Source organism: Candidatus Cyanaurora vandensis (genome assembly GCF_013285555.1).
Lineage (GTDB): Bacteria > Cyanobacteriota > Cyanobacteriia > Gloeobacterales > Anthocerotibacteraceae > Cyanaurora > Cyanaurora vandensis.
This window is the reverse complement of the sequence record NZ_JAAXLT010000167.1, coordinates 1-12,077: the sequence shown is the minus strand read 5'-3', so window position 1 is coordinate 12,077 and position 12,077 is coordinate 1. Positions and strand designations below refer to the sequence as shown.

The following is a 12,077-nucleotide window of genomic DNA, read 5'->3' as shown; positions in this document are numbered from 1 at the left end:
CCTTGGAAATTATCCTCTGGCGGTTGGGGCTCTGGAGCATTCAACAGCTAGATTCATTTTATGGTCTACTCGATTGGACCTTAGAGACACCCTAATCCTGTGTAAAAATGCAACTATCATCACCTAACTTGAGTCGCCAGCATCCTATGACAGAATTTGCCTTAACCGTTGCCGGCAATACCCATGTGGGTTGTGTCCGTACCAATAACCAAGACGCCTATTACCTGGACCCCAATGCCCATTTCTTTATTCTGGCGGACGGTATGGGCGGCTACACCGGGGGGGAGATTGCTAGTGCGATCACGATTCAGACCATTGCCCGTCACCTCCACCGCACGCTCCGAGAAGAATACAACTCCACTCGTCCACCCCAGGATTGGCTCAATCAAGCGGCTCTACTAGCCAACACTGCGGTCCTCGAAGATGCTCAGGGCCATCCCCAACGGGCCGATATGGGGACGACTGTGGTCATCGCCCTACCCTTAAAGAACACGCTCTGGTACGCCTATGTCGGGGATTCCAGACTATATCGCTGGCGTGAGGGTCAACTGCAACAACTCACCCATGACCATACGCTGGTTGCCGACATGGTCGCCCACGGCTTGTTGCCCAGTGAAGATGCCCGCCGCCATCCCTATCGCAATGTCTTGAGCCGTTGTCTAGGGCGCGCCGACCTTAAACAGGCCGAAGTGAGCTATGCCGTCTTCCAAACCGAGGACCGCTACCTCATCTGTAGTGATGGTTTGACCGAGGAGGTGAGCGACGAGCAGATTGCCGAAATCCTCGCTCAACCCTTGGACGACCAAGCCGCCTGTGACCAACTCATTGCACTTGCCAATGCTCAGGGCGGACGTGACAACACCACAGTCGTCATCTTAAGTGTGGGGATATCCCCTGGATAGGGTGTGTTAAGATGACTTGACCACATTGAGGGTGGAACCATTCTTGAGCCGATTGCGTTAACTGTCAGCCTACGCGGGACCTATGAGGTCGCCGAGAACCATCAGGTGTTTTTCCTCAAGGGTCAACTTGATGCCTTTTCTGAGCCCGTCTTTCGCAAAGTAATTGGGAAGTACGTGGACGAGGGACCCATTCACGTCATTTTGGATCTCTCCACCATTGATTTTATTGATAGCTCTGGTTTGGGAGCCCTAGTCCAGATTGCTAAGAAATGTCAGGGACGCAATGGGACTTTTCAGGCTGTCAGTAATGCACGAGTGACCCAGACCGTCAAGTTAGTGCGCCTGGAGTCCTTCTTGAACTTGCGTGCTTCTCTACCCGAAGCCCTCGAACACATTCCTCAAGCGTAAATTGCTATCATTGACAATCCACCATCCAGACTGGATGATGGAACGCCCTATCGCGCTCTATGCGGGGACCCATTTTATCCTTCTGAGGACTGCCATGAAAGCTAAGCTTCGTTCCACCACCGCTCGGCCTGCGCGCACGGGTTCCCCGCGAGCCGCCTTGAGTAAAGTAAATCGGACCCGGACGGGGTCCTTTGCCGGGGCTAAACCTGCCCGTAGTGAACGTCCCGATAAACCCGCCGCTAAATCCTATGCGCGTACCGACAAGACTACTCGCCCCGCCCGGACACCCAAGCCTGCCGCCCGCGAAGGACAGTTCACTAATCGGGAGGAACGCTTCAGCCGTGACGAAGGGGGCGAGAAGACTTTTAGTAAGAGTGACGGTCCCCGTCCGGTGGTCAAGAAGCGCGAAGATAGTCCCCGCCGCGAAAAGCGTGCCACAAGCACGTTTAAAAGTACGACTAGAGAACGGGGTGAGCGGGAGGAACGGAGTGCAGGTCCCGCACAGCATGATGGACCCAAACGAGCTGGCACTGGAAAACCGTTCCCCAAGGGACCCCGCGTCGAACGCGGCGCAGTCCGCAACGAACGCAGTGAAGTCCGCCCAGCGCGGACCCAGACCCGGCCTGAGCGATACCAAGCCATTCCCCCAGCCCCAGCCATAGAAAGCGACGAAGCCGTAGATGATCTGCCCGAACTGGTTTACGGACGGCAGAGTACCCTGGCAGCTCTCGGCGGTGAGCGCGGGATCAATAAAGTCTGGATTATTGAACGGCTGCGTTATGACTCTCGTTTCTTGACCCTGCTCGATCAAGCCAAGGCCAACAGTGCGGTCGTCGAAGTGGTGGACCACGAACGGCTCGACCAGATCTGTGATGGCGGTAACCACCAGGGTGTGGCGGCACAGATGGCGGCCTACCGCTACTGGGAACTTGAAAACTTGGTCACCCAGGCCCTCACTGCTCACCGTCCGGTCATCGTGGTCGCTGAGGGCATAGAAGACCCCCAGAACCTCGGTTCCTTAATCCGCAGTTGTGAAGCGATGGGTGTGCAGGGCCTCATTTTGCCCCAACGACGGGCGGCGGGGGTTACAACCACCGTGGCTAAGGTCAGTGCTGGGGCCATCGAACACCTGCCCATCAGCCGAGTCGTCAACCTCCGCCAAGCCCTCGACCGCCTCAAGGAGGCCGGGTTTTGGGTGGTGGGGACTGATGCCCAAGCGGACAAAGATATTTTCGAGATTGACCTGACGGGACCCACAGTGGTTGTCATTGGTTCCGAGCATAAGGGCTTGAGCTTGATGATCCAGAAGTGCTGTGACCTGATTACGCGCATCCCACTGTTGGGTAAAACTCCCAGCCTCAATGCAGCGGTGGCAGGTGCAGTGGTGGTCTACGAATTACTCAGACAACGTCAGGGTCAACGGCTGCACCTCGAAGGCTAATTGAAACGACAATTTTGAGCCAGGGCAGCAGTGAGTCGGTCGTGGTACTCCTCGCGGGAAATCTCGGTCGCCCCCAGACTCGCCGTATGGTCATTCAGTAATTGGGCATCCAGGAGCATATAGCCCCTAACTTTGAGATGTTCGACGAGATGGAAAAAGGCGACTTTGGAAGCATCTGTAACTCGGTGAAACATGGACTCCCCACAAAAAGCTCCCCCCACGGCAACACCGTAGAGTCCACCCGCCAATTCCCCGGCTTGCCAGACCTCGACGCTGTGGACGTAGCCTAGGTGATGTAAATGCTGGTAAGTATCGCGGATGGTCGGTGAGATCCAGGTCTCTTCCCGGTCTGCACACCCGGCGATAACTTCAGCACAGGCTTGGTCCATAGTTACGGTAAATTCACCGCGCTTGAGACGGCGTTGGAGACGGCGGGGTACCTGGATCGTCTCCAGTTCAAAAATCGCCCGTGGGTCGGGGTCCAGCCAATAGATCCGGCGGCGGCCCAGGGGCGGGTTGAGGTCCAAGGCCATCGGGAAATAGCCCTGACAGTAGGCAGCAATCACCACAGCGGGGGAAAAGTCCATCTGTTCTGTGTATCACAAACAACTCACTGTCGGTAGTTTGGACCATGGCACAATGGACTAGCCCGACGAGGATGAGCGGTTGATGAGGTACGGGTGGTTCGTTGGGTTGTGGATGACCGCGCTTCCGGTGAATGCTCTGACCCTGGCAGTGAAAACAATTGACGCTACGGTAACGATTGAGGACAACACTGACCGAGACCAGGACCCGCAACTTGGTAGTATCCGCTACCAGGGCACGGTGGCTGAAGCGAGCTTAAGTCCCCTTGAAATGACGTTAGTAGCCCGTGAAGTGGTGACAGAAGCAGAGGGCGTGACCCTGGCTTTGACCGAGAGCACCCTGAGCAACCTCGGTGAACCCACGGACCTAGAAATTACCCTCACCAGTGGTCCCCTAGAACTCGCGGTCCCCATGGGCGTGACCATGACCTACAACGGCGTGTGGAGTGATGAGACCGATGGTCGTCAAGCTCTCGCGGTCTCCCGCAACCAGTGGCAACTCAGCAGTGGTTCTGGCCTAATCCAAGAGATGATTTTTGAACCGATTACTCAGCAGGGGGAGACGGTCAAGTTTGGGCGGGAAGTGAGTTTTGAACATAAAAAACCCACCCCGCGACTTGAGAGTAGGCTCCGGTTGAACGCTGGGGTAGGGGATACATTATCGCTAGCTGAACTCGAGGTCAAGGCCCAGGGTCAGGGTGGCATTGATCCGCGCTGGCTGGCCTTGGGCGGGGTCGTGTTGGTCCTCATCCTGCTCAGCTTGGGCTGGCTCAGGGGTCAGGCGCGTCCTTAGTACAGGTCTTCTTCCTTGTGGGTTTCGAGGGTGCATTCGCCGGTGGCATAGGCCACACAGGTCAACACATAGCCGCCCCCAATCTGGTCATCGTCCAAGAAAGACTGGTCGCTCTGGTCAGGCGCGGCCCCAGACACCAGTTTCCCGGCGCAGGTGGAGCAGGCCCCAGCGCGACAGGAGAAAGGCAGGTCTATGCCTTTTTCCTCAGCCACATCCAGAATGTACTTGTCATCGGGACAATCTATGACCTGGGTACCCGTGGGCATTTTCAAAGTGACTTTGTACGTTGCCATGCCGATTCTCCGAGTGAATGAGGAAGAGATCCTTCACAAAAATTCAGCTTATTGTAAGGTGAACCGGGATACAAGCTTTTTTCGGCGGTTGGTCGGTACGTTACGATGACTTGATGTCCCACGAGTCGCGCCATGCTTAGCTTTTACAACACCCTCAGCCGTCGCAAGGAGCCCTTTGTCCCCCGCGTACCGGGTCAAGTGAGTGTGTATGTCTGTGGCGTGACCGTTTATGACCGTTGCCACATCGGGCATGGGCGGGCCTTCGTAGTCTGGGATACCCTGCGGCGGTACTTGGTTTGGCGGGGCTTCCAGGTCCAGTACGTCCAGAATTTCACTGATATTGATGACAAGATCATCCGCCGCGCCCAAGAAGAGGGCCGTGATTGGCAAGCCGTGGTGGAGGACAACATCCGGGCTTATTTCGCGGATATGGCTCTCTTAAATATTCAACCCGCTGACTTGTATCCCCGTGCAACGGAGAGTCTCGGCGAGATTGAGCTGTTTATTGAGACGCTGTTGGGGCAGGGCTTGGCTTACCGGAGTCAAGGGGATGTGTATTACGCCGTCCGCAAGTTCCCGGACTACGGCAAGCTCTCGGGTAAACGATTGGCGGACTTGGCGGTGGGGGCTAGTGAGCGGATGCAAGCGGAGGAAATCGAACGCAAGCAAGACCCTTTGGATTTCGCGCTCTGGAAAGCAGCTAAACCGGGAGAGCCTTTTTGGGTGACGGGTTTCAGTGAGGGGCGACCGGGCTGGCATATCGAGTGTTCGGCGATGATCCAGAAGCACTTGGGGGCGACGATAGATATTCATGCCGGGGGGGAGGATTTAGTTTTCCCGCACCATGAGAATGAGATTGCCCAATCGGAGGCGGTCCATGGCGTGCCGTTGGCGAATTTCTGGATGCATAACGCCTTCATTACGGTGAACGGCGAAAAGATGTCCAAGTCGCTCGGCAATTTCATCACAATTGCTGATGCAGCTACCCGTTACGATCCCCTTGCGCTGCGGCTCTTGACCCTCCAGAGCCATTACCGTACCGCGATTGATTTCACCGATGATTCCCTCAAGTCGGCCCAGATCGCTTGGGAACGGGTAGAGCAGGTAGTCCGGTTTGGGGAGGAGCTTAATTTGGACCGGGCTGGGGATTTGGATGCCGCGAGTTTGGACCGTTTCACTCAGGCGATGGACAACGACTTAAATACGCCCCAGGGACTGGCGGTGGTTTTTGAATTGGTGAAGGACCTGTTGCCGGAACGCAATGTTCATCGTCATGGCGGGGCCTTGACTGTACCGTTGGATCAGCTAGCTAATTCCTGGCGGACCCTCCTCAACTTATTGGCACCCTTGGGGTTAATTCCCTCCGCTCCGCCTCAACCTAAAGCCCAGGCTCTCACTGCATCTGTCATTGAAGAACAGATTGCCCAACGCCGTACGGCCAAAAATGCCCGTGACTTCAGTACCGCTGACCGGATTCGTGCCGAGTTATTGACTCAGGGCGTGGTCTTGGTGGACAACCCGGATAAGACGACGCACTGGCATTGGCAGGACTGAACGATGTGGGGCCTTGTTGTTCTCAATCTCGTCTTACTTACTGTGGTCCTAATCCTTTGGGTCGGGGTCCTCCGTCTGCGCGGGTTGGTAAATCGGGGAGAGGGTCAACTAGCCGCCCTTGTGGAAGATACCGCCGTCCTTTTGCCCGTGGTCCTGGCTCGGTTGGGGACTAGTCAACAACAATTGGTGGCCCTGAGGCAACTCTTGGGATTGGTGGGGGCCGGGTTCAAGCAAATTCCCCGCGTTCCTGGCTATCTGCGGGGTTTGCGTGGGCTTTTGAGACGCTAAAGTGAGACTGACACCCATGAGGTGATGCGATGCGTGGTTTTTGGGGAGGATTATTTTTGGGGGCGGCTCTGGGGACGGCTTGTGGCTTACTTTTGGCTCCGCGCAACGGTCGAGAGACCAGGCGGGTCCTGCAAAATTCCTTGGACAGCGTGCCCAACCTGACTGGGGATGCTGCCGATGGTTTCCAGGTCCAGGCGAATCAGTTTTTACAACAGGCCCGTCGGCAGGTAGACCAGACCCTAGTGCGCCTCCAGGAAGCCCTTACGGCTGGGAAAAAAGCCAGCGTGGCCTATGTCAGCACGGAGAATGGACACAGCCCCGCCGCGCCTCCCCTCACACCGGGCGAATGAATAGTCCTCAGTTTTGGTTGGGGCTGACCACAGGACTTTTGGCGGCGGCCCTGTTGGTTTTGATGGTGGCTCTATTGCCCTTCTTACAACAACTACAACGCACAGCGACGGCGGCGGAAAGGCTCTTGGCTCTCCTAGAGCGCGAACTACCGCCGATTCTGGGCAATGTCCGTGAGACCACGGGCGAGATTAAAGAGGTCTCCGCTGAACTGGATGGCGGGCTCAAGCGGGTTAACCAAGCTGCCGACAGCGTGGGGTCCGGGGTATCGTTGGTGCAGCAACAGGCCGGGAGTCTCAGCCGCAACGCCCGCTCCCTGTGGGTCGGATTTAGTACCGCGTGGCAGGTCTTTACCCGGAAATAACTTGGACTTGACTCGCCGCGTGGGTGGCCTTAGCGCGGGCAAGCGTGGTGTCCGCCCCCCGTGCCAGAGCTACCCCCAGACGGCGGTTAGGTCGGGCATCGGGTTTCCCGAATAAGCGTAGTTCTGTTCCTGGTTCAGCTAGAGCGGCGGCGATCCCGGAATAACTTAGGCTCTGGGCATAGTCGGTGGCGAGGATAACCGCACTGGCGGCGGGACCATAGAGTTCAATCTGGGGGATAGGTAGACCCAGGACTGCCCGTAGATGCAGGTCAAACTCATTTAGGTTCTGGGAAATCAGGGTGACGAGTCCGGTATCGTGGGGCCGGGGCGAGAGTTCTGAGAAGATGACTTCTGTTGGGGTGATAAAAAACTCAACCCCGAACAACCCTGCTCCCCCCAAAGCCCCTGTAACCTGTTGGGCCATCTGTTGCGCCGTTGCCAACTGTTGAGGGCTTAACGCGGCTGGTTGCCAGGACTCCCGGTAATCGCCTTGCTCCTGACGATGACCGATGGGCGGACAAAAAAGCGTTGCGCCTTGCCACTGCCGGATGGTGAGGAGGGTAATCTCTAGGTCAAAGGGGATGAATTCCTCGACGATGACTTTTTGACTATTGCCCCGTGCGCCTTGGAGCGCGTAATCCCAGGCTTGGCCCACGGCTTCGGCAGTGTGGACGGTGGATTGACCCTTCCCGGAGGAGGACATAACGGGCTTGACCACATTGGGGAAGCCGATGGTAGCTGCGCCGGTGACAAGCTCAGCTAGGGTCGTGGCGTACTGATAACGGGCGGTCCTGATACCGAGTTGGACAACAAGCTCGCGGATACGGTCCCGGTTCATCGTGTAATCTGCCGCCCTTGCCGTGGGGATGACGGTAATTCCCCGCGCCTCAAATTCCAGTAGTTTCTCAGTACGGATGGCTTCGATCTCAGGAATGATGAAGTCGGGCTGGTACTGGTTGACCACCCGTTCTAGGTCGTCGGGGTTGAGCATATCAATGACTTCGCTATGGTGAGCTACCGCCATTGCCGGAGCGTGGGCGTAACGGTCCACGGCAATCACCCGGTTCCCCAACCGCTGGGCAGCAATCACAAATTCTTTGCCCAATTCTCCCGCCCCCAGGAGCATCAAAGTACGCGGTAGTTCCATAGCAATACGCAAAGTCCCTAAGGGTCCTACCGATCCTAGCCCGTCCTGTTAATTAGCCCGTAGTCTAGTTCTACCCAAGGGCAGAACAGGGCTTCTGGACTAAACATTGAGGAGGAGGAGGGCAGCGCGGTCCCCTTTTTCCTCACCGTAGGTCTGACCAGCGGACCTTATCGCTCAAAGCTTCACCCCTAAAATCTCAATTCCCCATGCGGCCTTGACCGAGAGCAGGCGCAGTGGGAACGGAGTTTTCGAGAATTAGTTTAGACCGCCTGATGCCGGAGGGGATGGTAATCGGGTAGTCCCCGGTGAAGCAAGCCGAACAGAACCCCTCTGGGTCTTGGTGAGTCGTCCGCATCATCCCTTCGTGGCTTAAATAATGGAGTGAATCTACCCCTAAGTGAGCGGCAATCTCGGCTACGGATTTAGTTGCAGCAATCAACTGGTCCTGGGAATCGGTGTCAATCCCATAGAAACAAGGATGGGTGACGGGCGGCGAACTGACGAGCATATGGACCTCAGTAGCCCCAGCATCCCGCAGTGCCTTCACAATCTTGCGACTGGTCGTCCCGCGCACAATTGAGTCATCCACCATCGCTACCCGTTTACCCTGCAAGATATCGGAGATGGGGTTGAGCTTCATTTTGAGGCCCTCCTCGCGCATCTCTTGGGTGGGCTGGATGAAGGTGCGGGCGACATAGCGATTTTTAATTAAGCCATCGGTGTAGGTCAGCCCCAGTTGACGGGCGTAGCCAATCGCCGCCGGGAGCCCCGAATCGGGCACCCCAATCACCAAGTCCACGTCCAGTGGGGCTTCTTGGGCCAAGGTCTCGCCAAGACGGGTCCGGTAACGGTACAGACTCTCCCCATAAAACTGGGAGTCCGGTCGAGCGAAATAAATCATCTCAAAAATGCACAGCTTAGGTGTGGGCTCTGTCCAAAAACAGGAGCGCAACCCTTGGTCATCAATCCAGACCAACTCCCCCGGCTTCACATCCCGTTCGTATTGTGCCCCCAGGATATCCAGGGCGCAGGTCTCACTAGCTAAGACATACTCCTTCTCTAGTCGCCCAATCACCAAGGGCCGTACGCCATAACTATCACGGACCCCCATCAAGCCCGTAGGTGTACCAATCACTAAGGAAAAAGCCCCCTGACAAACCCGCACTGCCTGGATCGTGCTCTCAATCCAATCCCCCCCGGCATCCACCGCTTCGGCGATGAGTTGCCCAATCTCCTCGGAGTCTGTCGTACCCACGAGGGGTCGTTTACGCTCCACCAAGCCAGCTTTGAGGGTGTCGGCGTTGACGAGGTTGCCGTTGTGGGCTAGGGCCAGGGTCCCGCGCTTGGTCTCAATGATGATGGGTTGGGTGTTGCAGGAACGATTGGAGCCCGTCGTCGAGTAACGGTTGTGCCCCACCGCGAGATAGCCCGTCAATCGCTTGATTGTTTCTTCGTCAAAAATTTGAGCTACCAGACCTAAACTACGGTGTTCGTGGACAATAACCGTCTTTTGAGTCTGGTCCGTGTAGTCATAGGTGACAATCCCTGCCGACTCCTGCCCCCGGTGCTGGAGCGCGAATAGACCAAAGTAGGTCAACCGGGCAACGTTCAGTTGCGGACTATAGACCCCGAACACCCCACAGGCTTCCCTGGGTTTATCTGGTCGCTGGTCCATGGTCCATCACCTCGTTGAGTAGGCCTGCGTATAGTGGAATACACAGAGATACCTAGATCCTAGCGAATGTTGGGGACAATGTAACTAAAGTTTACGCCCTAGGTCCAAGGCTTGAACGCAAAAACAGTTCTAGGACGCACCCAAAATTAGTGTTAGCATGGAGTGAAAAGACCGCCTTTTCGAGGAGTTGGTCCCGTGTTCAACTGGTTGCAGGGTAAGCGTTACGTGGTCACGACCGTCCTGGTCGGCCTGGATGGTCAGACAGCGGCCCCTTTACTCGGTACGCTCAGTCAGGCCACCCGTACCATTGCCGAATCCGATGGTGATTTCGAAATTGCCAGTGCGGAGATGGCGCGGATAGCGGGGGCGTTGGTAGATTATGAGACCGCCTGGAGTCGTTCGGCGAACTGGGGTGAGGTCTTCAAGAAAGAAGAGGAGGCCGGGGATTACGGCGCGGAATGTTTCGCGGAGAACTCCCAACGTTACCTCAGTTCCGGGGACGGCCCGGTGAGTACCACTGCCCCCGTCAGTGCCAAATCCCCCCAGAACATCGTCGTCATGTTGACCGTGGCCTATCAAGGTGAGATTGCTGAACTTGAAGCTTCACTCACTTCTGTGGAGAGTGTGCGGCGGGCGTTGGCTCAGATTGTCGCTCTGCATGGTCGCGACCAATTGCAACTAGCCCACATCCACTATGCCCCGGCCCGTTTTGGTGATGATTTAGATGAAGACCAACTCTTGGTCAATTACCCCGAACTTGTCGCTCTTTAGGTAGGACCCACATGAAACCGCTCCAATCTGTTCCTTTCTTTGTCCTAGCCCTGACCGTAGCCTTAGTCGGCTGTAGTCCGGCGGCCCAAGCTCCTCAGCCCAACCCGTCGAACCAAGCCAAGACCGCCACCGCCCCGACCAAGCTCCCCGACGGCACCTACGATGTGCAAAACGTCTCCTACGAGGATGCAAGCGGAGCCTATGAGGTCTTCTTGCTTAACCCGCCCGCTGGTGCCAAGCCCGTCTTCACCAGCAACAACGTCCAGATGGCCCGTCTGACCGATGAGGCGATTAAGGAAGGTAAGAAGTCTTACCTAGAAGTCAAGGACAGCAATCCGCTCTTGTACCTGACCCCAGACTTCAAGATTGCCTACATCCATAACGTCACTCAGGAGCAGACCAACCCCAATACCGGCCGCACCGAGACCGTCGTCGTCCGTCAGGAATCCTCGTTCTGGACCCCCTTCATCGCTGGGATGGCGGGCGCGGCGATTGGGAACGCGCTCTTTGCGCCCCGCTACTACGTACCGCCCGTGTATGGCGGCGGTCCGATGTCGGGGTATGGCGGCTACGGGAACAGCCGCAACCAAGCCTTCCAGGGGTATCAGCAACGCTACGGTAGCTTGCCCCCTGCCAGTCGGGTGAGTAGCAGCGGTACGTTTGGTAGTAGCCGTCCGGGGAGTACTTCCTCGGGCAATCTGCGCTCTAGTGGCAGTGGTGCGGGTAGTAGCCGCTTGGGGACCAGTGCCCCGTCCTCCCAGTACCGGACGACCAGTCCGTCGAGAAGCCGGAGTTTCGGTACGGGGCGTAGGCGTTAATTGTCCCTGGATAAACGGCTTCGGCTGAGGGTGACTGAGCGAGCCGAACGAGCGGTCCGCCAGGGTCATCCTTGGGTTTACACCGATAGCTTCACCGAGGTCGCCACGGGTCAACCGGGCGACCTCGGTGTTATTTTTGACCGGCGGGGACGGTTTCTAGCGATTGGACTCTGGGACCCCACTTCGGCGATTCGCTTCAGGGTCTTGCAGATGGGTCAACCGGCCCCAATTGACCGGGCTTGGTTCGCTCAAAAGTTACAACAGGCGGCTGAGCGGCGTGAATCGCTCGTGAAGGCGGGTCACACGGGCTATCGCTGGGTCCATGGGGAGAACGATAGCCTACCCGGCTTGATTCTGGACCGCTACGACCAGACTGTAGTTCTCAAGCTCTACACATTGGCTTGGTTGCCTTATCTAGAGTTGCTCACGTCGCTGATTCAAGAAATTTTCAATCCCGAGCAGGGGGTCCTCCGGCTCAGTCGCAATATTCAAGCAAACTGTAAGCTCCAGGGCTACCAGGATGGGCAGATGCTCTGGGGTAGTGAACCAGCGGGTCCGGTGCTATTTCAGGAGCATGGGTTGACTTTTGAGGCTGAGGTCTGTCAGGGGCAGAAGACGGGGTTCTTTTTAGACCAGCGCGAGAATCGGCAACGGTTGGGGGAGTTAGTGCAGGGTGGGCGGGTGCTGAATG

Annotated in this window: 14 protein-coding genes and 1 pseudogene; 11 read left to right on the top strand and 4 right to left on the bottom strand. The window is 56.8% G+C overall.

Annotation, left to right across the window (positions count from 1 at the left end; all coding sequences use genetic code 11):
* Positions 1-146: 146 nt before the first annotated feature.
* The 3 genes from HFM78_RS11750 to rlmB are packed head-to-tail and all read left to right on the top strand — an operon-like array spanning position 147 to position 2,751.
* On the top strand, positions 147-902 hold the full coding sequence (locus HFM78_RS11750) for a Stp1/IreP family PP2C-type Ser/Thr phosphatase (protein ID WP_287129634.1): 756 nt from the start codon (positions 147-149) through the stop codon (positions 900-902).
* A 24-nt stretch (positions 903-926) separates the two neighbouring features.
* Positions 927-1,310: an STAS domain-containing protein gene (locus HFM78_RS11745; protein WP_315861873.1), complete on the top strand. Its 384-nt coding sequence runs from the start codon at positions 927-929 to the stop codon at positions 1,308-1,310.
* Between the two features lie 34 nt (positions 1,311-1,344).
* The gene (rlmB, locus tag HFM78_RS11740; RefSeq protein ID WP_287129633.1) at positions 1,345-2,751 is read left to right on the top strand and encodes a 23S rRNA (guanosine(2251)-2'-O)-methyltransferase RlmB; all 1,407 of its coding nucleotides are present in this window, start codon (positions 1,345-1,347) and stop codon (positions 2,749-2,751) included.
* Here rlmB and aat read toward each other — a convergent pair.
* Positions 2,748-3,338, bottom strand: coding sequence for a leucyl/phenylalanyl-tRNA--protein transferase (aat, locus tag HFM78_RS11735; RefSeq protein WP_287129632.1), 591 nt, complete (start codon positions 3,336-3,338; stop codon positions 2,748-2,750). The genes rlmB and aat overlap by 4 nt on opposite strands.
* 79 nt (positions 3,339-3,417) lie before the next feature.
* Between aat and HFM78_RS11730 the strand changes: the two genes are divergently transcribed.
* Positions 3,418-4,128: a hypothetical protein gene (locus HFM78_RS11730; RefSeq protein WP_287129631.1), complete on the top strand. Its 711-nt coding sequence runs from the start codon at positions 3,418-3,420 to the stop codon at positions 4,126-4,128.
* Here HFM78_RS11730 and HFM78_RS11725 read toward each other — a convergent pair.
* Positions 4,125-4,421 (bottom strand): ferredoxin, encoded by a 297-nt coding sequence (locus tag HFM78_RS11725; protein WP_287129630.1) that lies wholly within the window; start codon positions 4,419-4,421, stop codon positions 4,125-4,127. The two genes, HFM78_RS11730 and HFM78_RS11725, sit on opposite strands and share 4 nt — an antisense overlap.
* Before the next feature lie 132 nt (positions 4,422-4,553).
* Here HFM78_RS11725 and cysS point away from each other — a divergent pair, with 132 nt between their 5' ends.
* From cysS to HFM78_RS11705, 4 genes are read left to right on the top strand one after another with little or no spacing between them, the layout of a single operon-like run.
* A complete protein-coding gene (gene cysS / locus HFM78_RS11720; RefSeq protein WP_287129629.1) occupies positions 4,554-5,975 on the top strand; it encodes a cysteine--tRNA ligase in 1,422 nt (473 codons plus the stop codon).
* A 3-nt stretch (positions 5,976-5,978) separates the two neighbouring features.
* Entirely contained in the window at positions 5,979-6,263 is a 285-nt protein-coding gene (locus HFM78_RS11715) for a hypothetical protein (RefSeq protein ID WP_287129628.1), read from the top strand.
* 29 nt (positions 6,264-6,292) lie between these two features.
* On the top strand, positions 6,293-6,613 hold the full coding sequence (locus tag HFM78_RS11710) for a YtxH domain-containing protein (protein WP_287129627.1): 321 nt from the start codon (positions 6,293-6,295) through the stop codon (positions 6,611-6,613).
* Positions 6,610-6,975, top strand: a complete 366-nt coding sequence (locus HFM78_RS11705; protein ID WP_287129626.1) for a DUF948 domain-containing protein — start codon at positions 6,610-6,612, stop codon at positions 6,973-6,975. Before HFM78_RS11710 ends, HFM78_RS11705 begins: the two co-directional genes overlap by 4 nt.
* On the opposite strand, the gene purT is transcribed toward HFM78_RS11705, so the two are convergent.
* Together purT and purF are read right to left on the bottom strand one after the other, a co-directional pair.
* Positions 6,962-8,134: a formate-dependent phosphoribosylglycinamide formyltransferase gene (purT, locus tag HFM78_RS11700; protein ID WP_396032642.1), complete on the bottom strand. Its 1,173-nt coding sequence runs from the start codon at positions 8,132-8,134 to the stop codon at positions 6,962-6,964. The genes HFM78_RS11705 and purT overlap by 14 nt on opposite strands.
* Before the next feature lie 184 nt (positions 8,135-8,318).
* Positions 8,319-9,797 carry an amidophosphoribosyltransferase gene (gene purF, locus HFM78_RS11695; protein WP_287129624.1) on the bottom strand — a complete coding sequence of 493 codons (1,479 nt, stop codon included), beginning with the start codon at positions 9,795-9,797 and terminating at the stop codon, positions 8,319-8,321.
* Between the two features lie 195 nt (positions 9,798-9,992).
* Here purF and HFM78_RS11690 point away from each other — a divergent pair, with 195 nt between their 5' ends.
* The 3 genes and pseudogenes from HFM78_RS11690 to HFM78_RS11680 form a co-directional block, all read left to right on the top strand.
* Entirely contained in the window at positions 9,993-10,568 is a 576-nt protein-coding gene (locus HFM78_RS11690) for a DUF1517 domain-containing protein (protein WP_287129623.1), read from the top strand.
* 11 nt (positions 10,569-10,579) lie between these two features.
* Entirely contained in the window at positions 10,580-11,386 is an 807-nt protein-coding gene (locus tag HFM78_RS11685) for a hypothetical protein (RefSeq protein WP_287129622.1), read from the top strand.
* A gap of 30 nt (positions 11,387-11,416) precedes the next feature.
* Positions 11,417-12,077: pseudogene (locus HFM78_RS11680) on the top strand (class I SAM-dependent methyltransferase); the annotation flags it as partial.

What these genes read in the sequence shown, in the direction of transcription:
- HFM78_RS11710 (WP_287129627.1), top strand. Translation starts at nt 6,293, where the DNA reads ATGCGTGGTTTTTGGGGAGGATTATTTTTGGGGGCGGCTCTGGGGACG.
- HFM78_RS11685 (WP_287129622.1), top strand. Translation starts at nt 10,580, where the DNA reads ATGAAACCGCTCCAATCTGTTCCTTTCTTTGTCCTAGCCCTGACCGTA.
- purF (WP_287129624.1), bottom strand. Translation starts at nt 9,797, where the DNA reads ATGGACCAGCGACCAGATAAACCCAGGGAAGCCTGTGGGGTGTTCGGG.
- HFM78_RS11715 (WP_287129628.1), top strand. Translation starts at nt 5,979, where the DNA reads ATGTGGGGCCTTGTTGTTCTCAATCTCGTCTTACTTACTGTGGTCCTA.
- HFM78_RS11705 (WP_287129626.1), top strand. Translation starts at nt 6,610, where the DNA reads ATGAATAGTCCTCAGTTTTGGTTGGGGCTGACCACAGGACTTTTGGCG.
- cysS (WP_287129629.1), top strand. Translation starts at nt 4,554, where the DNA reads ATGCTTAGCTTTTACAACACCCTCAGCCGTCGCAAGGAGCCCTTTGTC.
- aat (WP_287129632.1), bottom strand. Translation starts at nt 3,338, where the DNA reads ATGGACTTTTCCCCCGCTGTGGTGATTGCTGCCTACTGTCAGGGCTAT.
- HFM78_RS11750 (WP_287129634.1), top strand. Translation starts at nt 147, where the DNA reads ATGACAGAATTTGCCTTAACCGTTGCCGGCAATACCCATGTGGGTTGT.
- rlmB (WP_287129633.1), top strand. Translation starts at nt 1,345, where the DNA reads ATGATGGAACGCCCTATCGCGCTCTATGCGGGGACCCATTTTATCCTT.
- HFM78_RS11725 (WP_287129630.1), bottom strand. Translation starts at nt 4,421, where the DNA reads ATGGCAACGTACAAAGTCACTTTGAAAATGCCCACGGGTACCCAGGTC.